We start from the raw sequence: 19,161 nt of genomic DNA, 5'->3' as shown, positions 1-19,161 counted from the left end.
CCCCCGGCACCGGCCGGCCCACGCGGGCCCGGTGCCGGCCCTGAGCCGGACCGCGAGGCGGTGGACGCCGCGGACGCGGCCCATGCCGCCGGTGCGGCCCCGCCGGGTACACCGGCGTCGGCCGCCCCGTGCGGTCCCGCGGACGGCACGCCGCCGCTTGCCGCCGGGGGCCGTGGCAGCGAGCTGCGCACCGACCCGCTGCTCGGCGACACCGTCGTCGTCGCCGCCCACCGCCAGGGCCGCACCCACCACCCGCCGTCCGACGCCTGTCCGCTCTGCCCCTCCCGGCCCGGCCGGCCCACCGAGATCCCGGACGCCGACTACGAGGTCGTCGTCTTCGAGAACCGCTTCCCGGCCCTCGCCGGTCCCGAGGGAGGCCGCTGTGAGGTGGTCTGCTTCACCGCCGACCACCACGGCTCGGCCGCCGGACTGGACGACGAACGGGCCGCCCTCGTCCTCGCCGCCTGGATTGACCGCACGGCCGAGCTCTCCGCCCGCCCCGGCACCGCCCAGGTCTACTGCTTCGAGAACCGCGGCGCGGAGATCGGCGTCACCCTCGCGCATCCGCACGGCCAGATCTACGCCTACCCCTTCGTCACCCCGCGCACGGAACGCGCCCTCGCCTCCGTCGCCGCCCACCGCGAGCGCACCGGCGGACGGAACCTGTACGACGACGTCGTGGCCCGTGAGGAGGCCGACGGATGCCGCGTCGTCCTCGCCGGGGAGCACTGGACGGCCTTCGTCCCGTACGCCGCCCGCTGGCCGTACGAGGTGCACTTGTACCCGCGGTGCCGGGTGCCCGACCTGCCCGCCCTCGGACCGGCGGCCCGTGCCGAGCTGCCGGGCCTCCACCGGGAGCTGCTCCGCCGCTTCGACCGCCTCTTCGGACCGGACGCGCCGCCCACGCCGTACGTCTCGGGCTGGCACCAGGCGCCCGTGCGCCACCCCCTCAGGAGTGAATTCGCGCTCCACGCCGAGCTCTTCACCGTCCGACGGGCTCCCGGCAAGCTCAAATTCCTCGCGGGTTCCGAGTCCGGCATGAGCGTGTTCGTCAACGATGTGCCGCCGGAGACCGCGGCGGAGCGACTGCGAGAGGCGGCGAGTCCATGAACGCGAGCACGAGCATGAGGACGTGCCTGGTCACGGGCGGCGCGGGGTACATCGGCAGCGTCGTCGCGGCCCATCTGCTGGCCGCCGGGCACGCCGTGACCGTGCTCGACGACCTGTCCACCGGACACCGCGACGCCGTCCCGACCGGCGCGCGCTTCATCGAGGGGCGTGTGCAGGACGCCGCGCGCTGGCTGGACGGCTCGTACGACGCCGTGCTGCACTTCGCCGCCTGCTCGCAGGTGGGGGAGTCCGTGGCCGCCCCCGAGAAGTACTGGCGCAACAACGTCGGCGGCAGCCTCGACCTCCTCGACGCCATGCGGGCCGCGGGCGTCCGCACCCTGGTCTTCTCCTCCACCGCCGCCACCTACGGCGACCCGCGGGACCCCGTCCCGCTGACCGAGACCGACACCACCGCCCCCAACAACCCCTACGGCGCCACCAAGCTCGCCGTCGACCACATGATCGCGGGGGAGTGCGCGGCCCACGGACTCGCCGCCGTCTCGCTGCGCTACTTCAACGTCGCGGGCGCCCACGGCCGGTACGGCGAGCGGCACGCCCCCGAGACCCACCTGATCCCGCTCGTCCTCCAGGCGGCCCTCGGCACACGGCCGGAGATCACCGTGCACGGGGACGACTACCCCACGCCGGACGGCACCTGCGTCCGCGACTACCTGCACGTGAGCGACCTGGCCGAGGCGCATCTCCTCGCCCTGGAGGCCGCCCGCCCCGGTGAACACCTGATCTGCAACCTCGGCAACGGCAACGGCTTCTCCGTCCGCCAGGTCGTCGAGACCGCCCGCGAGGTGACCGGACACCCGCTGCCGTGCCGTACGGGCCCCCGCCGGCCCGGCGACCCGGCCGTCCTCGTCGCCTCCGCCGAGCGCGCCCGCGAGGTCCTCGGCTGGAAGCCCAAGCGCCCCGGACTGGCCGGGATCGTCGCGGACGCCTGGGAGTTCGCCCGCCGCGCGGAGCCGCGGTGAACCCCACGGAGGGGTTCCGGGCGGTCTACGGCCGCGCGCCGGACGGCGTCTGGTCGGCACCCGGCCGCGTCAACCTCATCGGTGAACACACCGACTACAACGAGGGCGCGGTCCTGCCGGTGGCGCTGTCGCGGCGCACCCGGGTGGCCGCGGCCGCGCGGCCGGACGGGCTGCTGCGGCTGCACTCGGAGCGGGTGCCCGGCGGGGTGGTCACCCTGGAACCGGCCGCGCTCGTGCCGGGGCGGGTCCGGGGCTGGGCCGCCTACCCGGCGGGCGTCGTCTGGGCGCTGCGCGCGGCGGGGTACGCCATGGGCGGGGCGGACCTGCACGTCGAGAGCGACGTGCCGCGGGGGGCCGGCCTCTCCTCGTCCGCCGCCCTGGAGGTCGCCACGGCGCTGGCCGTCACCGGCGTCCACGGCCTCGCGCCGGACCCGGCGGACCTGGCCCGCCTCGCGCGCCGGGCGGAGCACGACTTCGTCGGCGTCCCCTGCGGGATCATGGACCAGACCGCCGCCACCCACTGCCGCGCCGGGCACGCGCTGCACCTCGACACCCGGGACCTCACCGTCCGCCACCTGCCGTTCGACCCGGCCGCGCACGGGCTGCGGCTGCTCGTCGTCGACGTCGGCGTCCGGCACGCACTCGCGGACGGCGCCTACGCGGCGCGCCGCGCCGCGTGCGAGGCGGGCGCGCGGGCGCTCGGCGTACGCGCCCTGCGGGGCGTGACGCCCGCGCAACTTCCGCACGCCCTCGGTGTGTTACCGGCCGAGCTGCGACCGGTGGTCCGGCACGTCGTCACGGAGAACGAGCGGGTGGCGCGGGTGGCCGCGCTGCTGGCGGCCGGGGAGCTCCGGGCGTGCGGGCCGCTGCTCACCGCCGGGCACGCCTCGCTCCGCGACGACTTCGCCGTCTCCTGCCCCGAGCTGGACCTGGCGGTCGACACCGCCCTCGCGGCCGGCGCGCTGGGCGCCCGGATGACCGGCGGGGGCTTCGGCGGGTCGGCGATCGCGCTGGTGGCGGCGGAGCGGGCGGATGCGGTGGCCCGGGCCGTCGGCACGGCCTTCGCCGCCGCCGGGTTCGGGACGCCGGCCGTCTTCGCCGTGTCGGCGGGGGAGGGCGCGCGGCGGGACGGCTGACCGGGGCGGCCCGATCACCCTTGAGTGGTCAGGGACTTGATCAATGTGTACTCGGTGATGCCCGGCGGGTAGTCCTCCACCGTGGCCACCACACGGTAGCCCTGCTTGCGGTAGAAGTCCGGGGCCTGGAAGTCCCAGGTCTCCACCCGGCTGCCGACGCAGCCGTGCCGTCGGCGGGCGCTCTCCTCGGCGTCGGCGACGAGCCGGCCGCCGAGTCCCGTGCCGCGGTGCCGCGCGTCGACCCAGAGGAGGTCGATGTGCAGCCAGCGGTACTGCACGTATCCGGCCAGGCCACCCGCCAACTCCCCGTTCTCGTCCACGGCGTAGACCTCGAGGGGGACGCAGTCGTCGACGGGGGTGCCGCGCAAGGAGCGGAGGACAGCGGACCGTTCGGAGTTGTCAGCGATGAGGCGCTTCTTCACCACATCGCGTCGTTCCGTGTCGTTCACTACCTCAATACTGAACATAAAGCTCACGATAAACATCCGAGTCAAGCAGTTTTGCGATTCGGCTTCCGTTGTCGGACCCCGGCCGTACGCTGAGCACAGCGTCGGTGGGGGCCGACGCCGATCAGGGGGCGAGACAGGCAGGTACGACGCCCGGGGTGGGGTAGTTGTCAGGGCACGGCGGCGGCCGTGCGCGTGCGACGGCTCCGTACCGGGCGCCGTACCCGCACTGCACGCCTCCCCGAATTTGGGGGTGGTTGTGGCACGTATTCGGGTATTGGTGGTCGACGACCACCGCATCTTCGCCGAGTCGCTCGCCGCCGCCCTCGCGGCCGAGCAGGACGTGGACGTCTCGGCGGCCGGCAGTGGGCCGGCGGCGCTGCGCGCCCTGGAGCGTGCGGCGGCGGAAGGGCGGCGTTTCGACGTCCTGTTGATCGACGCCGACCTGGGCGCGGCGGCCGTGGAAGCGGCCCGTGTCCCGGAGCAGCGCCGGCCTCCCGGGCGGCCGTTGACGGGTCAGCCCGAGGGTGTGGTGGACGGGATCTCCCTGGTGGCCGGGGTGCGCTCCGGGCATCCGGGGGTGCGCACGGTCGTGCTCGCGGAGCGGGACGATCCACGTCGCGCGGCGGCGGCGCTGCAGGCCGGAGCCGGTGGCTGGGTGGCGAAGGACTGCTCGCTGTCCCGTCTGCTGGCGGTGATACGAGGTGTGCTGCGGGACGAGACGCATCTGCCGCCCGCCCTGCTGACGGGCGTCCTGCGGGAGCTGACGGCCGCGCGCAAGCACCGTACGGAGAGCGAGCGGCTGGTGGAGTCGCTCACCCCGCGCGAGCGGGAGGTGCTCCGCTGCATGGTGGCCGGGCTCGGCCGGAAGGCCGTGGCCGAACGGCTGTTCCTCTCTCCGCACACCGTGCGGACGCACATGCAGAACGTGCTGGGCAAACTGGGCGTGCACTCCACGCTCGCCGCCGTCGCGCTGGCCCGCCGGGCCGGGGTGGGCCCGGTCGACCTAGCCGGGGACGTTGTCGAACGGGGCGGTCAACTGGCGTAGCAGCGCCGCGAGTTCCACGCGCTGCGCGGTGGAGAGCTCGGCGAGGATCGCCCGCTCCTGGGCGAGCAGCCCGGCGAGCGCCTCGTCCGCGCGGTCCCGCCCCTCCTCCGTCAGCCGCACCAGCACACCGCGCCGGTCGTTGGGGTCGGGCTCCCGGCGGACCAGGCCCTTCTTGGCGAGCCGGTCGATACGGTTGGTCATGGTGCCGGAGGTGACCAGGGTCTGCGTCAGCAACTGGCCGGGGGACAGTTGATACGGCTCGCCCGCGCGGCGCAGCGACGTCAGGACGTCGAACTCCCAGGGCTCGAGCTGGTGCTCGGCGAACGCGATCCGCCGTGCCCGGTCGAGGTGCCGCGCGAGCCGGCTGACCCGGCTCAGCACCTCCAGCGGCTCCACGTCGAGGTCCGGGCGCTCCCGGCGCCACGCTGCGACCAGTCGATCGACCTCGTCCTCCATGGGATCAGTGTAGTGGGTCTGTCGACATGAAGTCTCTTGACGTCAAGATAGTTAGGGGAGGACGCTGGGTTCAGCAGAGCCCTCAGAGGGTGCTGGGTTCAGCAGAGCCCTCCGCCCTCCTCACCCCGGGAGGCCCCCATGCCCCACACCCCGACCTGGGACCCGCGGCAGTACCTCCGCCACTCCGGCCCCCGCGCCCGCCCCTTCCACGACCTCCTCGCCCGCGTCCCCGAGCTGCCGGGTGCCGGCCCGGCTCGGATCACCGACCTCGGCTGCGGTCCCGGCAACGCCACCGTCCTGCTCGCCGAACGCTGGCCTGACGCCCTGATCACCGGGCTCGACAACTCCCCCGAGATGCTGCGCGCCGCCGCCGCGCATGCGGGCCCCACCAGCGGCGGCGGCCGGATCGCCTTCGCCGCCGCCGACGCGTCCCACTGGACCCCGGACGGCCCCCTCGACCTCCTCATCGCCAACGCCCTGCTCCAGTGGGTCCCCGACCACCCCGCGTCCTTCCCCGCCTGGACCGAGGCGCTCACCCCCGGTGGCGTCCTCGCCTTCCAGGTCCCCGGCAACCAGGACGCGCCCTCACACACCCTGATGCGCCGCCTCTGCGACACCCCGCGCCGGCGCGACCGTCTCGCCGGCGCCGCCCGAGGCCCCGTCCACGTCCTCGACCCGGCCGCCTACCTCACCCTCCTCACCGACCTCGGCCTGACCGTCGACGCCTGGGAAACCACCTACACCCACCTCCTCCCGGGCCCCGACCCCGTCCTCGACTGGCTCATGGGCACCGGCCTCCGCCCCGTCCTGACCGCCCTCGCCGACGACCCGGAGGAACGGGACGCATTCCTCGCCGAGTACGCGACGCTCCTCCGCGAGGCATACCCGCCGGGCCCGCACGGGACGGTCTTCCCGTTCCGGCGGATCTTCGTGGTGGCGCGGAAACCGGGGGGTGAGGGGTGATCATCCGATCACCCTTTCGCGTGAAGAAGGCGAGGAACGGCCGTGCGGGCCGTTCGGGAGCTCCTAGCGTCCGTGGCGTCGCTTGTGCCGCAATGGCGCCCGCGCCCAGACTGAAGGAGGAGGTGCTTCACGATGACCGCACTCGCGCACGAGGTGATCCCGGTGGCGGATGACGAACCGGTGGCCGATCTGGACACGTTTCTGTGGGAGACGTGGAAGGCCATGGATCTCCCCGAGGGCTACCGCGCTGAGATCATCGAGGGGTCCATCGAGGTGTCGCCCACCGGCCGTGTCCGTCACGGCGTTCTGATCAACCGTCTCCGACGTCGCCTTGAGAGCCACCTCGAAGGCGGTGAGCATGCGGTTCACCACGACCTCAACCTCATTCACCAGGGCAAGGTCTGGATCCCCGACCTCTTCATCGCATCGGCCGACGCGGTGGAGGACCTGGGGCCGGAAGAGCTGGGCGTCGCCGTGGCCACTGTGGAAGCCGCCATCGAGGTCGTCTCGCCAGGGCGGCGCAATCTGGAGCGCGATCGCGTCCGCAAGCGCCGCGAATACGCCCGGGCCGGCATCCCGCTTTACATCCTTGTCGACGACTTCGACGGCGACGGGGCCGTCGTCCTGTTGACGCAGCCGAACCCCGACAAGGCCGTCTACGAGGAGGAGCACCGCGTCCCCTACGGCACTGACGCCGTGATCCCCGCCGGCCCGGCGAAAGGCTTCGCCATCGGCGCGGCGATCACCGCGTCCTGACCGCCGCCCTCGCCTGCCGCCCCGCCGGGGCGGCTCAGCTCTTGCGGTGGCCCACCAGCCGGGGCCGCTGTTCCAGGCCGTCCAGCCCGTGCCAGGCGAGGTTGACCAGGTGGGCGGCCACCTCCGCCTTCTTGGGCTTGCGGACGTCGAGCCACCACTGGCCGGTCAGGGCCACCATGCCGACCAGGGCCTGGGCGTAGAGGGGGGCCAGCTTCTGGTCGAAGCCGCGGGCCTTGAACTCCATGCCGAGGATGTCCTCGACCTGCGTGGCGATGTCGCTGATCAGCGAGGCGAAGGTGCCCGTCGACTGGGCCACGGGGGAGTCGCGGACGAGGATGCGGAAGCCGTCCGTGAACGTCTCGATGTAGTCGAGCAGGGCGAACGCGGCCTGTTCCAGGAGCTCGCGCGGGTGGCCCGCGGTGAGGGCGCCCGTCACCATGTCGAGGAGCTGCCGCATCTCGCGGTCGACCACCACCGCGTACAGCCCCTCCTTGCCGCCGAAGTGTTCGTAGACCACGGGTTTGGAGACCCCGGCCTTGGCCGCGATCTCCTCCACCGACGTGCCCTCGAAACCCCGCTCGGCGAAGAGTGTGCGACCGATGTCCAGCAACTGCTCCCGGCGCTCCGCGCCGGTCATCCGCACCCGGCGGGTGCGTCTGGCCCCCTGTGCGGGGGTCAGGTCCTTCTTACCGGAGGTTTTGCTGTCGATCGCCACGCCGTCCATCATGCCGCCTGAGCGGCGTCCTTCTTCTCGCCGTCGGCCGCCGGCAGGCTCTCCTCGCCGGGCCGGGGCTTGCGGCGGGACGCGATGCGGCCCGCGTTCGGCCAGCGGACGTCGGACGCCCAGCCGGCCAGCTCGAACCAGCGGATGAGCCGGGCGCTGGAGTCGATCTGGCCCCGCAGCACCCCGTGCCGCGCCGAGGTCGGGTCGGCGTGGTGCAGGTTGTGCCAGGACTCGCCGCAGGACAGGATCGCCAGCCACCAGACGTTCCCGGAGCGGTCGCGGGACTTGAACGGCCGCTTGCCGACCGCGTGGCAGATCGAGTTGATCGACCAGGTCACATGGTGCAGCAGCGCCACCCGGACCAGTGAACCCCAGAAGAACGCCGTCGCCGCCCCCTGCCAGGACCACGTCACCAGCCCGCCGACCAGCGGAGGGATCAGCAGCGAGACCGTCGTCCACAGGATGAACGTCCGGGAGACGAAGCGGATCGCCGGGTCCTTGATGAGGTCCGGCGCGTACTTGTGCTGCGGCGTCCGCTCCTCGTCGAACATCCAGCCGACGTGTGCCCACCACAGGCCCTTCAGCAGGGCCGGAACGGTCTCCCCGTAACGCCACGGCGAGTGCGGGTCCCCCTCGGCGTCGGAGAACTTGTGGTGCCTGCGGTGGTCCGCCACCCAGCGCACCACCGGCCCCTCCACCGCCAGCGAGCCCATGATCGCCAGGGCGATGCGCAGTGGGCGTTTGGCCTTGAACGAACCGTGGGTGAAGTAGCGGTGGTAACCGATGGTGATGCCGTGGCAGCCGATGAAGTACATCGCCGTCATCAGCCCCAGGTCCAGCCAACTGACTCCCCAGCCCCAGGCCAGGGGGATCGCGGCGAGCAGGGCGACGAAGGGGATGGTGATGAACAGCAGCAGGGTGATCTGTTCGATCGAGCGCTTGCTGTCTCCACCCAGCGTGGCGACGGGGAGCGGGGTCTCTTCCCGGGCCTTCGGCACGTCCTCGATCAGGTCGGGGCTTGCAGTCATGGATTCCTCGTGGGGGTCGGGAGCTGGCTACGGTTCCGTAACCTACGGCAACGTAAGTATGGCAGGGCCCCGGCGGGGGGCAAGAGGGCTGTCGGAGACCGCGCGTCGGGTGGCGACCTATGCTGGTGGGCGTCGGACAGCGCGGTCCGCCACACCCCTCCAGACGTGCTCGGAAACACCGCTAGGAGCAGCACCTGTGAGCAGTGCCGACCCCACCAGCCTCGAAGCACGGCGCAGCGCCGCACTGCGCGCCGACATCCGCCGCCTGGGCGACCTCCTCGGCGCGACCCTCGTCCGCCAGGAAGGTGAGGAACTCCTCGCTCTGGTCGAACGCGTCCGGGCGCTCACCCGGACCGACGGCGAGGCCGCCGCTCGCCTGCTGGGGGAGACCGACCCGGAGACCGCCGCCAAGCTGGTGCGCGCCTTCTCCACCTACTTCCACCTGGCCAACGTCACCGAGCAGGTGCACCGCGCCCGGGAGCTCGGCGCCCGGCGCGACGCCGAGGGTTCGATCCTGGCCCGTACGGCGGACCGGCTGAAGGACGCCGACCCCGAGCACCTCAAGGAAGCCGTCGCGCATCTCGGCGTCCGTCCCGTCTTCACCGCGCACCCCACCGAGGCCGCCCGCCGCAGCGTCCTCAACAAGCTCCTGCGCATCGCCGAGCTCCTCGGCCACCAGGCCACCGGCGAGGGCGAGAAGCGCCGCACCGACCTCCGCCTCGCCGAGAACATCGACCTGCTCTGGCAGACCGACGAGCTCCGCGTCGCCCGCCCGGAGCCCACCGACGAGGCCCGCAACGCCATCTACTACCTGGACGAACTGCACGCCGGTGCCGTCGGCGACGTCCTGGAGGACCTGGCCGCCGAGCTCGACCGGGTCGGCGTCCCGCTGCCCGCCGCCACCCGCCCGCTCACCTTCGGCACCTGGATCGGCGGCGACCGCGACGGCAACCCCAACGTCACCCCCCAGGTCACCTGGGACGTGCTGATCCTCCAGCACGAGCACGGCATCACCGACGCCGTCGAGCTCGTCGACAAGCTGCGCGTCGCCCTCTCCAACTCCATCCGCAACAGCGGCGCCACCGAGGAGCTGCTCGCCTCCCTCCAGCGCGACCTGGAGCTCCTCCCGGAGATCAGCCCTCGCTACAAGCGGCTCAACGCCGAAGAGCCCTACCGGCTCAAGGCCACCTGCATCCGCCAGAAGCTCCTCAACACCCGCGAGCGCCTGGCCCACAACACCCCCCACCAGGAGGGCCGCGACTACCTCGGCACCGCCGACCTGCTCGCCGACCTCCAGTTGATCCAGGACTCGCTGCGCGCCCACCGCGGCGGCCTCATCGCCGACGGCCGGCTGGAGCGCGCCCTGCGCACCCTCGCCGCGTTCGGCCTCCACCTGGCCACCATGGACGTCCGCGAGCACGCCGACGCCCACCACCACGCCCTCGGCCAGCTCTTCGACCGGCTCGGCGAGGAGTCCTGGCGCTACGCCGACATGCCGCGCGAGTACCGCCGCAAGCTGCTCGCCAAGGAGCTGCGCTCACGCCGCCCGCTCGCCCCCAGCCCGGCCCCGCTCGACGCGGCCGGCGAGAAGACCCTCGGCGTCTTCCACACCGTCCGGGAGGCCCTGCAGCGCTTCGGCCCCGAGGTCGTCGAGTCGTACATCATCTCCATGTGCCAGGGCGCCGACGACGTCTTCGCCGCCGCCGTCCTCGCCCGCGAGGCCGGGCTGATGGACCTGCACGGCGGCTGGGCGAAGATCGGCATCGTGCCGCTGCTGGAGACCACCGACGAGCTCAGGGAAGCCGACCGGATCCTCGACGACATGCTCGCCGACCCCTCCTACCGGCGGCTCGTCGCCCTCCGCGGCGACGTCCAGGAGGTCATGCTCGGCTACTCGGACTCCTCCAAGTTCGGCGGCATCACCACCAGCCAGTGGGAGATCCACCGCGCCCAGCGCCGGCTGCGCGACGTCGCCCACCGCTACGGCGTCCGGCTCCGGCTGTTCCACGGCCGCGGCGGCACCGTCGGCCGCGGCGGCGGCCCCACCCACGACGCGATCCTCGCCCAGCCCTGGGGCACGCTCGACGGCGAGATCAAGGTCACCGAGCAGGGCGAGGTCATCTCCGACAAGTACCTGATCCCGGCCCTCGCCCGGGAGAACCTCGAACTGACCGTCGCCGCCACCCTCCAGGCGTCCGCCCTGCACACCGCGCCCCGCCAGTCCGACGAGGCGCTCGCCCGCTGGGACGCGGCGATGGACACGGTGTCGGACGCGGCCCACGGCGCGTACCGGCGGCTCGTCGAGGACCCCGACCTGCCCGCGTACTTCTTCGCCTCCACCCCCGTGGACCAGCTCGCCGAACTCCACCTCGGCTCCCGCCCGTCCCGCCGCCCCGACTCCGGCGCCGGCCTCGACGGACTCCGGGCCATCCCGTGGGTCTTCGGCTGGACCCAGTCCCGGCAGATCGTCCCCGGCTGGTACGGCGTCGGCTCCGGCCTCAAGGCCGCCCGCGAGGCCGGCCTCGACACGGTCCTGGAGGAGATGCACGAGCACTGGCACTTCTTCCGCAACTTCCTCTCCAACGTGGAGATGACGCTCGCGAAGACCGATCTGCGCATCGCGCGGCACTACGTCGACACGCTCGTGCCCGACGAGCTCAAGCACGTCTTCGAGGCCATCCGGGCCGAGCACGAGCTGACCGTCCAGGAGGTGCTGCGCATCACGGGTGAGCGGGAACTGCTCGACTCCAACCCGGTGTTGCGGCAGACGTTCCACATCCGGGACGCCTACCTCGACCCGATCTCCTACCTCCAGGTCACGCTGCTGCATCGGCAGCGGGAGGCGGCGGCCCGTGGGGAGACGCCCGATCCGCTGCTGGCGCGGGCGTTGCTGCTCACGGTGAACGGTGTGGCGGCGGGGTTGCGCAACACCGGGTGAGGCCGTGGTGGGGCGCCTGCGGCGGGCGGCGCCCCGGTCCCGCCCCTTCGCCGTTTCCTGGGGCTGCGCCCCAGACCCCGCTTGTCGCGGCTTCGCCGCTCGTCCTCAAACGCCGGACGGGCTGAAAGTGCCACCTCAGGCACACTCCAGCCCGTCCGGCGTTTGAGGACAACCGCGCGCAGCGCGGTTTCGGGGGTGCGGGGGCGCAGCCCCTGCAAGAAACGGGAAGGGGCGGGACAGGGGCACCCCTACGAGTTGTACGTCCCCTGCGCCCGCTCCAGCCCGTCCACGATCAGCGACTCGACCGCGTCCGCGGCCCGGTCCACCTCGAAGGCGAGATCCTTCCGCTCCGCCGCGGAGAAATCCTTCAGCACGAAGTCGGCGACCTGCATCCGCCCCGGCGGCCGCCCGATCCCGAACCGCACCCGGCAGTAGTCGGACCCCAGCGTCTTGGTGATCGACTTCAGACCGTTGTGCCCGTTGTCCCCACCTCCGAGCTTCAGCCGCAACTGCCCGAAGTCGATGTCCAGCTCGTCGTGGACGGCCACGATCCGCTCGACCGGGACCTTGTAGAAGTCGCGCAGCGCGGCCGTCGGCCCGCCGGACAGGTTCATGAAGGACATCGGCTTGGCGATCACGACGCGGCGGCTCGACGGGCCGGGCGCGCCCAGCCGTCCCTCGGCCACCTGGGCCCGGCCCGCCTTGTGCGCCTTGAACTTCGCGCCGATCCGCTCCGCGAGCAGGTCGGCGACCATGAAGCCCACGTTGTGCCGGTTGCCCGCGTACTCGGCGCCCGGGTTGCCCAGGCCCATGATGAGCCAGGGGCTCGTGCTCATGCCGTCCGTCGTCGTCATCCGCATAACTCCTTCATACGCCGACCGCCGCCCCGCTCCGGGTCAGGAGCGGGGCGGCGGCCGGAGGAAAAGTGAGGCTCAGCGCGAGGCTCAGGCCTCGGCGCCCTCGGCGGCCTCGTCCGCGGCGGCGGACTGGCCGGCGACGACGTGCAGGACGACCGCGTCGGCGTCCACGGCCAGCTCGATGCCGGCCGGCAGGACGACGTCCTTGGCGAGGACGGAGGCACCGGCCTCGAGGCCCGCGATGGAGACGGTGACGGCCTCGGGGATGTGGGTGGCCTCGGCCTGGACCGGCAGGGCGGTCAGGGTGTGCTCGAGCAGGTTGTTGCCGGGGGCCAGGTCGCCCTCGGTCTGCACCGGGATCTCGACGGTGACCTTCTCGCCGCGCTCGACGACCAGCAGGTCGACGTGCTCCAGGAAGCCCTTCAGGGCGTCACGCTGGACCTGCTTGGGGATGACGAGCTCGGAGCGGCCCTCGATGTCCAGGGAGAGCAGGACGTTGGGGGTCTTCAGCGCCATCATCAGGTCGTGGCCCGGGAGGGACACGTGGACCGGCTCGCCACCGTGACCGTAGATGACGGCGGGAACCTGGTTGGCGCGGCGGATGCGGCGGGCGGAGCCCTTGCCGAACTCGGTGCGGACGGCGGCGGCGAGCTTGATCTCGGCCATGGTGCACTCCTCGGAGGTCGTGTGCGGACAGGGTCACCCGGCCCACGAACGGCCTGCTACGAAGAGCGCGTCGATAACGGACCGCCACACCGGCACGAAAACGGTGCGGCCTCCCTCGCCGAGCAACTCCAGGAGTCTACCCGGCGCGGGAGGCCGCACCGAAATCGATCTACGAGGACCGTCAGGATCGGTCCACGAGGACCGTCAGGCCTGCTCGTCGAAGAGGCTCGTGACCGAACCGTCCTCGAAGACCTCGCGCACCGCGCGGGCGATCGTCGGGGCGATCGACAGCACCGTGATCTTGTCGAGCTCCAGCTCGCCCGGGGTCGGCAGGGTGTTGGTGAACACGAACTCGCTGACCTTGGAGTTCTTCAGCCGGTCGGCGGCCGGGCCGGAGAGCACACCGTGGGTGGCGGTGACGATGACGTCCGCGGCACCGTGGGCGAACAGGGCGTCCGCCGCGGCGCAGATGGTGCCACCGGTGTCGATCATGTCGTCCACCAGCACGCAGACACGATCCTTCACGTCACCGACGACCTCGTGCACCGTGACCTGGTTGGCGACATCCTTGTCGCGGCGCTTGTGGACGATGGCCAGCGGGGCGCCGAGCCGGTCGCACCAGCGGTCGGCGACGCGCACGCGGCCGGCGTCCGGGGAGACGACGGTGAGCTTGTCGCGGTCGACCTTGGCGCCCACGTAGTCCGCCAGGATCGGCAGCGCGAACAGGTGGTCGACCGGGCCGTCGAAGAAGCCCTGGATCTGGTCGGTGTGCAGGTCGACCGTGAGGATGCGGTCGGCGCCGGCCGTCTTCATCAGGTCGGCGATCAGGCGGGCCGAGATGGGCTCGCGGCCGCGGTGCTTCTTGTCCTGACGGGCGTAGCCGTAGAACGGCAGGATCACGGTGATGCTCCGGGCGGAGGCCCGCTTCAGAGCGTCGATCATGATGAGCTGTTCCATGACCCACTTGTTGATGGGGGCCGTGTGGCTCTGCATCAGGAAGCAGTCGGCGCCGCGCGCCGACTCCTGGAAGCGGACGTAGATCTCACCGTTGGCGAAGTCGAAGGCCTTGGTCGGGACCAGGCCGACGCCAAGCTGGTGCGCGACCTCCTCGGCAAGCTCGGGGTGGGCGCGGCCGGAGAAGAGCATCAGCTTCTTCTCGCCGGTCGTCTTGATCCCGGTCACAGCACAGTCTCCTTGGATGTCGCTTTGTGTGCGCTTATCACGGTACGCCCCGTTCGGCGGTCCCGTGTCAGGTCACTGCTCCCCGTCGTGCTCCTGGAGAGCGGCGGAAGCGGCCTGTGCGGCGGCGCTTCCCGGGCGCTTTCGAGCCACCCAACCCTCGATATTCCGCTGCTGGCCGCGTGCGACAGCGAGCGAACCCGGGGGCACATCCTTGGTGATGACGGAGCCGGCGGCGGTGTACACGCCGTCCCCGATCGTGACCGGAGCCACAAACATGTTGTCCGACCCGGTGCGGCAGTGCGAGCCGATCGTCGTGTGGTGCTTGTTGACGCCGTCGTAGTTCACGAAGACGCTCGCGGCGCCGATGTTGGTGTACTCGCCGATGGTGGCGTCGCCCACGTAGGAGAGGTGCGGCACCTTGGTGCCCTCGCCGATCTCGGCGTTCTTCATCTCCACGTACGCGCCGGCCTTCGACTTGGGGCCGAGGTGGGTGCCGGGCCGCAGATAGGCGAACGGGCCCACGGTGGCGCCGGCGCCGATGAACGCGCCCTCGGCCACCGTGTTGTCCACCCGGGCACCGGCCTCGACCCGCGTGTCCGTCAAACGGGTGTGGGGGCCGACCTCGGCGCCTCCGGCCACGTGCGTGGCGCCCAGCAACTGGGTGCCGGGGTGCACCAGCGCGTCGGGCTCGAACGTCACCGTGACGTCCACCCACGTCGTCGCCGGGTCCACGACCGTCACACCGCTCGTCATCGCGTCGTGCAGCAGCCGCTCGTTGAGCAGCCGGCGGGCCTCCGCCAACTGGACGCGGTTGTTGATGCCCAGGATCTCGCGGTGGTCACCGGCGACCGCGGCGCCCACCCGGTGCCCGGCCTCGCGCAGGATCCCCAGCACGTCGGTGAGGTACTCCTCGCCCTGGCTGTTGTCCGTCCGCACCTTGCCCAGCGCGTCCGCCAGCAGCCGGCCGTCGAACGCGAACACCCCGGAGTTGATCTCGCGGATCGCCCGCTGCTCCTCGGTGGCGTCCTTGTGCTCGACGATCTCCGTCACCGCGCCCGTCGCCGCGTCCCGGACGATCCGCCCGTAGCCCGTGGAGTCCGGCACCTCGGCCGACAGCACCGTGACCGCGTTGCCGTCGGCGGCGTGGGTGTCGGCCAGGCGCTTCAGGGTGGCGCCGGTGAGCAGGGGGGTGTCACCGCAGACGACGATCACCGTGCCGTCGGGGCGGATGCCCTCCCGGGACAGCTCCTCCAGGCCCATGCGCACCGCGTGGCCGGTGCCGTTCTGCTCGAGCTGCACGGCGGTACGGACGCCGGCGTCGATCTCCCCGAGGTGCGCCGACACCTGCTCCCGGGCGTGCCCGACGATCACGACGAGCTGCTCCGGCTCCAGTTCACGCGCGGCGGCGACGACGTGCCCGACGAGGGACCGGCCGCAGATCGTGTGCAGGACCTTGGGGGTCGCCGACTTCATGCGGGTGCCCTCACCCGCTGCGAGAACGACGACGGCTGCCGGGCGGTTGGCGCTCACGGGTGTGCCCTTCGGCTTCGGGGTTACGAGGGGGTGACACCCGCAGGATACCGGTGCGTAGAAGGGCCGGAACGCGGACGGGTCCTGACCAGGGCGGTCAGGACCCGAAGCAGGCTCCCGGGGAAGGAATCGAACCCTCATTCAATGGACCAAAACCATTTGTCCTGCCATTAGACGACCCGGGATGGTTCGCCTGTTGTGCCCGGATTGCTTGATCGGGCGAACGTGCAGACACCACTATGCCGTACCGCCCGGCCTCGACGCGACGGTGCCGGACGGCTCGGGTGCGGTCGTCCCGGACGGCGCGGGGGCGCGTCCGGGCCTGCTTCGCTTCCGTTCCTGCCGTTTGCGTGCCGCTGTCAGTTTCTCCAAAACCGTTGGCCCGCCCCCGTAGTCTGGTTGGTATGACCACAACGGGGGCAATCACGGAGGCGGGCGCCCGGGGCGCGCCCGCGGGGCCGTGGTGGTGGGCCAGGCGGCGGAGCATGGTGCTGGACGTCGTACTGGCGCTGGTGTCGGTGATCGAGTGCGTCTTCGAGGGGCTCTCGTTCGCACACGAGGTGGGGGTGCCCGGGGCGCTCGGAGCGCTGACGGGGATACCGGTCGGCGGCGCGCTGCTGGTGCGCCGGAGGTGGCCGGTGGCGGTGGTGCTGGTGTCGATCGCCGTCACCCCGGCCGAGATGGGGTTCCTGCTCGGGGTCGTCGGGCTGTACACACTCGCCGCGTCGGACGTGCCGCGGCGCATCATCGTCGTCCTCGCGGTCGCGTCCCTGGCCGGCACGCTGGTCGTCGCCGCCGCGCGGTTCCACCGCGACACCGCGCAGTCGGGCTACCAGCCCGGCCTCGGGGCGTCCCTGCTCTTCTCCTCGGTGATGGCCCTCGGGCTGACGGCGCCGCCGCTGCTCCTCGGCCTGTACGTGGGCGCCCGCCGGAGGCTGGTGGAGAGCCTGCGGGAGCGGGCCGACGGGCTGGAGCGGGAGCTGTCGCTGCTGGCCGAACGGGCCGAGGAACGGGCCGAGTGGGCCCGGAGCGAGGAGCGCACGCGGATCGCCCGCGAGATGCACGACGTGGTGGCGCACCGGGTGTCCCTGATGGTGGTGCACGCGGCGGCGCTCCAGGCCGTGGCCCTGAAGGACCCCGAGAAGGCGTCGCGCAACGCGGAACTGGTCGGGGACATGGGCCGGCAGGCGCTGACCGAGCTGCGGGAGATGCTCGGCGTACTGCGGGCGAAACCCGACGACGCGGCCCGGCCGGCGGCGGCCCGGGAACCGGAGCGGCTGGCGGCGGTGGCCGCGGCGGCCTCGGCGCGGGTCCGCCGGTCTGCCGACGCCCTGGCCACCGGCGCCCCGGACGGCCCGTGCCTCGGGCGGTTGGCCGACCTGGTGGGACAGTCGCGGCAGGCGGGAATGGCCGTCGAGCTCTCCGTCGAGGGCGAGCAGCGGACGTACACCGCGCGGGTGGAGAGCACCGCCTACCGGGTGGTGCAGGAAGCTTTGACCAACGTCCACAAGCACGCCCCGGGGGCGGCGGCCCGGGTGCGTGTGGCGCACCGGGAGGGCGAGGTGGCCCTCCAGGTGGAGAACGGGCCCTCGGAGGGCGGGACGGACGCCGGGCTGCCGAGCGGCGGCAACGGCCTGGTCGGCATGCGGGAGCGGGTCACGGCGCTGGGCGGCGTGTTCGTCTCCGGGCCCACCGAGCGCGGCGGGTTCCGGGTCTCGGCCGTGATCCCGGACGCGGCGGAGGCGGCGGACGCGGCGTGAACGGCCCGTCCGGCGATTGAGGCGTGAACGGCCCGACCGGCGGTTGAGAACTTCGCGGCACGGCCGCGATGCCGGGGGCCGGGGCTCCGCCGCCGGGAAACGGCGAAGGGACGGGGTTGGGGCAGCCGCCCGCGAGCCCACCCCGCGCGCCGCCTCAGCCGGCGAACGAGAGCCGGGCCGGCCGCGTCCCCGTGACCAGCGCTCCGATCGCGTGGTCGATGTCGGAGCCGAGGTACCAGTCGCCGGTGTGGTCCAGGCTGTACACCCGCCCGTGCGCGTCGATCGTGAGCACCGCCTGACCGTCGAGCTCCTGCCCGAGCGGGCACACCTCGGTGCCGAGCGCCCGGCCGAGGTCGGCGACGGTCCGGGCGAGGTGCAGCCCGTGCAGTGGGTCGATGTGGAACGGCGTCGGCGCGATGTGCTTGCCCGACCCGGGCCCGGCGATGCGCAGACCGCCGAACTCCGCCCAGGCCTCGACGGCGGCGGGGAAGACGGTGTGCCGGTGCCCGGCGGGCGACACGTGGGCGCGCAGGGCGTCGGCCCACTTCTCGGCGGCCTTGATGTCCCAGCGGCCGGGCTGCCAGCCCGCCTCGCGCAGGGCGGCGTCGACGGCGACGGGGAACCGGGTGGCTGCGGTGCGGTCGAAAGCGCGCATGGAGGTCAGGGCCTGCCTCGTTCCGTGGGGGTGGGGTCGATGGCGCGGACGCCGAAGTGGGCGAGGAGCGCGGTACAGGACCGGCAGGGCGGGGCGTAGGCGCCGTGCCGGGGATCGCCGTCCTCGCGGATGTGCCGGGCGGTGATCTTCGACTGCTTGAGCGCGCGACGGGCCTCGCCGTGGGTGAGGGGTTTGCGGGAGGCGCGTTTGCTGCGGCCCGCCTCGTGGGTGGTGAGGAAGCGGGTGAGGAGCAGCGCCTCGGGGCAGCGCCCGGTGAAGCGCTCGCGGCGGTCGCTGGTGAGCGTGTCCAGGAAGTCCTGGACCAGGGGGTGCAGGGCGGGCGGCTGTTCGGCCTTGCCCGCGGTGCAGGTCAGCGTGGTGCCGCGGACGGAGAGCGCGGCGGCGACGGCGGGCAGGATGCCGTCGCGGCGGTGGAGCAGTACGGGTGGACGTTCGGCGTCCTCGGTCGTGCTCCAACTGAGCCGGGGGTCGCCGGGCGTCGCGCCGCGTCCGTCGGCGTTCCCGGTCAGGGGTTGGCGGTCCTGCGTCGTGTGCATGGTGGTTCTTCCCTCCCTGCAATCCCCCTGTTGCGGGGATCAGCCTGCCAAACGGGGTGGTGGGAGTGGAAGGCAGGGCGGTGTTGCGTGTGCCTGGTGTGCCGGAATAGGTGAGAGGGGACCGAGTCGTGGCACGGGGGTGAGGCGGCCGCGGTGCGGGGGTTTGCCGGGACGTGAGGGGTTTCTGCGGTTCTCCCGGCTTCCGGGGACTCCGCCGCTTTACGGGGGGTGTTTCAGGGGGGTTCGTCCGGTGATCGCGGCGGCCGTTCTCCGGTACGCCGGAGGCGGCCGGAGTCCGCCGGGCCGCCGAAGACCGCTTTCGCCGTCCGGCATCCGGCCCGCGGTGCCCGAGGTACCGCCGGCGCCGTC

Annotated in this window: 18 protein-coding genes and 1 tRNA gene; 8 read left to right on the top strand and 11 right to left on the bottom strand. The window is 72.6% G+C overall.

Annotated elements, in window-relative coordinates; genetic code table 11:
• The first annotated feature begins 60 nt into the window (after positions 1 to 60).
• From galT to galK, 3 genes are read left to right on the top strand one after another with little or no spacing between them, the layout of a single operon-like run.
• A complete protein-coding gene (gene galT / locus ACZ6X9_RS19840) occupies positions 61 to 1,110 on the top strand; it encodes a galactose-1-phosphate uridylyltransferase (RefSeq protein WP_469779622.1) in 1,050 nt (349 codons plus the stop codon).
• Positions 1,107 to 2,090: a UDP-glucose 4-epimerase GalE gene (galE, locus tag ACZ6X9_RS19835; protein ID WP_469779305.1), complete on the top strand. Its 984-nt coding sequence runs from the start codon at positions 1,107 to 1,109 to the stop codon at positions 2,088 to 2,090. The genes galT and galE overlap by 4 nt, the downstream gene beginning before the upstream one ends.
• Positions 2,087 to 3,226, top strand: a complete 1,140-nt coding sequence (galK, locus tag ACZ6X9_RS19830; protein ID WP_469779304.1) for a galactokinase — start codon at positions 2,087 to 2,089, stop codon at positions 3,224 to 3,226. Before galE ends, galK begins: the two co-directional genes overlap by 4 nt.
• 14 nt (positions 3,227 to 3,240) lie before the next feature.
• Here the strand turns inward: galK and ACZ6X9_RS19825 are convergent, their stop codons facing one another.
• Positions 3,241 to 3,693 (bottom strand): GNAT family N-acetyltransferase, encoded by a 453-nt coding sequence (locus ACZ6X9_RS19825; RefSeq protein ID WP_469779303.1) that lies wholly within the window; start codon positions 3,691 to 3,693, stop codon positions 3,241 to 3,243.
• A gap of 238 nt (positions 3,694 to 3,931) precedes the next feature.
• On the opposite strand from ACZ6X9_RS19825, the gene ACZ6X9_RS19820 reads away from it, so the two are divergent.
• Entirely contained in the window at positions 3,932 to 4,720 is a 789-nt protein-coding gene (locus ACZ6X9_RS19820) for a LuxR C-terminal-related transcriptional regulator (protein ID WP_469779302.1), read from the top strand.
• On the opposite strand, the gene ACZ6X9_RS19815 is transcribed toward ACZ6X9_RS19820, so the two are convergent.
• Positions 4,679 to 5,176, bottom strand: a complete 498-nt coding sequence (locus ACZ6X9_RS19815; RefSeq protein ID WP_469779301.1) for a MarR family winged helix-turn-helix transcriptional regulator — start codon at positions 5,174 to 5,176, stop codon at positions 4,679 to 4,681. The two genes, ACZ6X9_RS19820 and ACZ6X9_RS19815, sit on opposite strands and share 42 nt — an antisense overlap.
• Before the next feature lie 138 nt (positions 5,177 to 5,314).
• Here ACZ6X9_RS19815 and ACZ6X9_RS19810 point away from each other — a divergent pair, with 138 nt between their 5' ends.
• Both ACZ6X9_RS19810 and ACZ6X9_RS19805 read left to right on the top strand, forming a co-directional pair.
• Positions 5,315 to 6,139, top strand: a complete 825-nt coding sequence (locus tag ACZ6X9_RS19810) for a trans-aconitate 2-methyltransferase (RefSeq protein ID WP_469779300.1) — start codon at positions 5,315 to 5,317, stop codon at positions 6,137 to 6,139.
• 132 nt (positions 6,140 to 6,271) lie between these two features.
• Positions 6,272 to 6,895: a Uma2 family endonuclease gene (locus tag ACZ6X9_RS19805; protein ID WP_469779299.1), complete on the top strand. Its 624-nt coding sequence runs from the start codon at positions 6,272 to 6,274 to the stop codon at positions 6,893 to 6,895.
• A gap of 34 nt (positions 6,896 to 6,929) precedes the next feature.
• Here ACZ6X9_RS19805 and ACZ6X9_RS19800 read toward each other — a convergent pair whose 3' ends face one another.
• Together ACZ6X9_RS19800 and ACZ6X9_RS19795 are read right to left on the bottom strand one after the other, a co-directional pair.
• Positions 6,930 to 7,622, bottom strand: a complete 693-nt coding sequence (locus ACZ6X9_RS19800) for a TetR family transcriptional regulator (RefSeq protein ID WP_469779298.1) — start codon at positions 7,620 to 7,622, stop codon at positions 6,930 to 6,932.
• Complete coding sequence (locus ACZ6X9_RS19795) at positions 7,619 to 8,647, bottom strand: acyl-CoA desaturase (protein ID WP_469779297.1); 1,029 nt, start codon at positions 8,645 to 8,647, stop codon at positions 7,619 to 7,621. The genes ACZ6X9_RS19800 and ACZ6X9_RS19795 overlap by 4 nt, the downstream gene beginning before the upstream one ends.
• A 196-nt stretch (positions 8,648 to 8,843) precedes the next feature.
• Here ACZ6X9_RS19795 and ppc point away from each other — a divergent pair, with 196 nt between their 5' ends.
• Entirely contained in the window at positions 8,844 to 11,585 is a 2,742-nt protein-coding gene (gene ppc / locus ACZ6X9_RS19790; protein WP_469779296.1) for a phosphoenolpyruvate carboxylase, read from the top strand.
• A 248-nt stretch (positions 11,586 to 11,833) separates the two neighbouring features.
• Here the strand turns inward: ppc and pth are convergent, their stop codons facing one another.
• From pth to ACZ6X9_RS19765, 5 genes are all read right to left on the bottom strand, one after another.
• Positions 11,834 to 12,439, bottom strand: coding sequence for an aminoacyl-tRNA hydrolase (gene pth / locus ACZ6X9_RS19785; RefSeq protein ID WP_469779295.1), 606 nt, complete (start codon positions 12,437 to 12,439; stop codon positions 11,834 to 11,836).
• A gap of 90 nt (positions 12,440 to 12,529) precedes the next feature.
• A complete protein-coding gene (locus ACZ6X9_RS19780; protein ID WP_469779294.1) occupies positions 12,530 to 13,108 on the bottom strand; it encodes a 50S ribosomal protein L25/general stress protein Ctc in 579 nt (192 codons plus the stop codon).
• 204 nt (positions 13,109 to 13,312) lie between these two features.
• Positions 13,313 to 14,290, bottom strand: coding sequence for a ribose-phosphate diphosphokinase (locus tag ACZ6X9_RS19775; protein WP_469779293.1), 978 nt, complete (start codon positions 14,288 to 14,290; stop codon positions 13,313 to 13,315).
• 72 nt (positions 14,291 to 14,362) lie between these two features.
• Positions 14,363 to 15,820, bottom strand: coding sequence for a bifunctional UDP-N-acetylglucosamine diphosphorylase/glucosamine-1-phosphate N-acetyltransferase GlmU (glmU, locus tag ACZ6X9_RS19770; protein ID WP_469779292.1), 1,458 nt, complete (start codon positions 15,818 to 15,820; stop codon positions 14,363 to 14,365).
• Between the two features lie 114 nt (positions 15,821 to 15,934).
• Positions 15,935 to 16,005, bottom strand: a tRNA-Gln gene (locus ACZ6X9_RS19765).
• Positions 16,006 to 16,224: 219 nt separating this feature from the next.
• Here ACZ6X9_RS19765 and ACZ6X9_RS19760 point away from each other — a divergent pair.
• The gene (locus ACZ6X9_RS19760; protein WP_469779291.1) at positions 16,225 to 17,580 is read left to right on the top strand and encodes a sensor histidine kinase; all 1,356 of its coding nucleotides are present in this window, start codon (positions 16,225 to 16,227) and stop codon (positions 17,578 to 17,580) included.
• A 154-nt stretch (positions 17,581 to 17,734) separates the two neighbouring features.
• Here ACZ6X9_RS19760 and ACZ6X9_RS19755 read toward each other — a convergent pair whose 3' ends face one another.
• Positions 17,735 to 18,235 (bottom strand): SUKH-3 domain-containing protein, encoded by a 501-nt coding sequence (locus tag ACZ6X9_RS19755; protein ID WP_469779290.1) that lies wholly within the window; start codon positions 18,233 to 18,235, stop codon positions 17,735 to 17,737.
• Positions 18,236 to 18,240: 5 nt separating this feature from the next.
• A complete protein-coding gene (locus tag ACZ6X9_RS19750) occupies positions 18,241 to 18,792 on the bottom strand; it encodes a YwqJ-related putative deaminase (RefSeq protein WP_469779289.1) in 552 nt (183 codons plus the stop codon).
• Positions 18,793 to 19,161 lie beyond the last annotated feature (369 nt).

Source organism: Streptomyces sp. NPDC052910, assembly GCF_055585605.1.
This window is presented reverse-complemented; position numbering and strand designations above follow the sequence as displayed.

Coding starts and splice junctions, on each gene's coding strand:
- galE (WP_469779305.1), top strand. CDS start 1,107: ATGAACGCGAGCACGAGCATGAGGACGTGCCTGGTCACGGGCGGCGCG.
- ACZ6X9_RS19800 (WP_469779298.1), bottom strand. CDS start 7,622: ATGATGGACGGCGTGGCGATCGACAGCAAAACCTCCGGTAAGAAGGAC.
- ACZ6X9_RS19810 (WP_469779300.1), top strand. CDS start 5,315: ATGCCCCACACCCCGACCTGGGACCCGCGGCAGTACCTCCGCCACTCC.
- ACZ6X9_RS19825 (WP_469779303.1), bottom strand. CDS start 3,693: ATGTTCAGTATTGAGGTAGTGAACGACACGGAACGACGCGATGTGGTG.
- ACZ6X9_RS19755 (WP_469779290.1), bottom strand. CDS start 18,235: ATGCGCGCTTTCGACCGCACCGCAGCCACCCGGTTCCCCGTCGCCGTC.
- ACZ6X9_RS19750 (WP_469779289.1), bottom strand. CDS start 18,792: ATGCACACGACGCAGGACCGCCAACCCCTGACCGGGAACGCCGACGGA.
- ACZ6X9_RS19760 (WP_469779291.1), top strand. CDS start 16,225: ATGACCACAACGGGGGCAATCACGGAGGCGGGCGCCCGGGGCGCGCCC.
- ACZ6X9_RS19780 (WP_469779294.1), bottom strand. CDS start 13,108: ATGGCCGAGATCAAGCTCGCCGCCGCCGTCCGCACCGAGTTCGGCAAG.
- pth (WP_469779295.1), bottom strand. CDS start 12,439: ATGACGACGACGGACGGCATGAGCACGAGCCCCTGGCTCATCATGGGC.
- ACZ6X9_RS19805 (WP_469779299.1), top strand. CDS start 6,272: ATGACCGCACTCGCGCACGAGGTGATCCCGGTGGCGGATGACGAACCG.
- ACZ6X9_RS19815 (WP_469779301.1), bottom strand. CDS start 5,176: ATGGAGGACGAGGTCGATCGACTGGTCGCAGCGTGGCGCCGGGAGCGC.
- ACZ6X9_RS19795 (WP_469779297.1), bottom strand. CDS start 8,647: ATGACTGCAAGCCCCGACCTGATCGAGGACGTGCCGAAGGCCCGGGAA.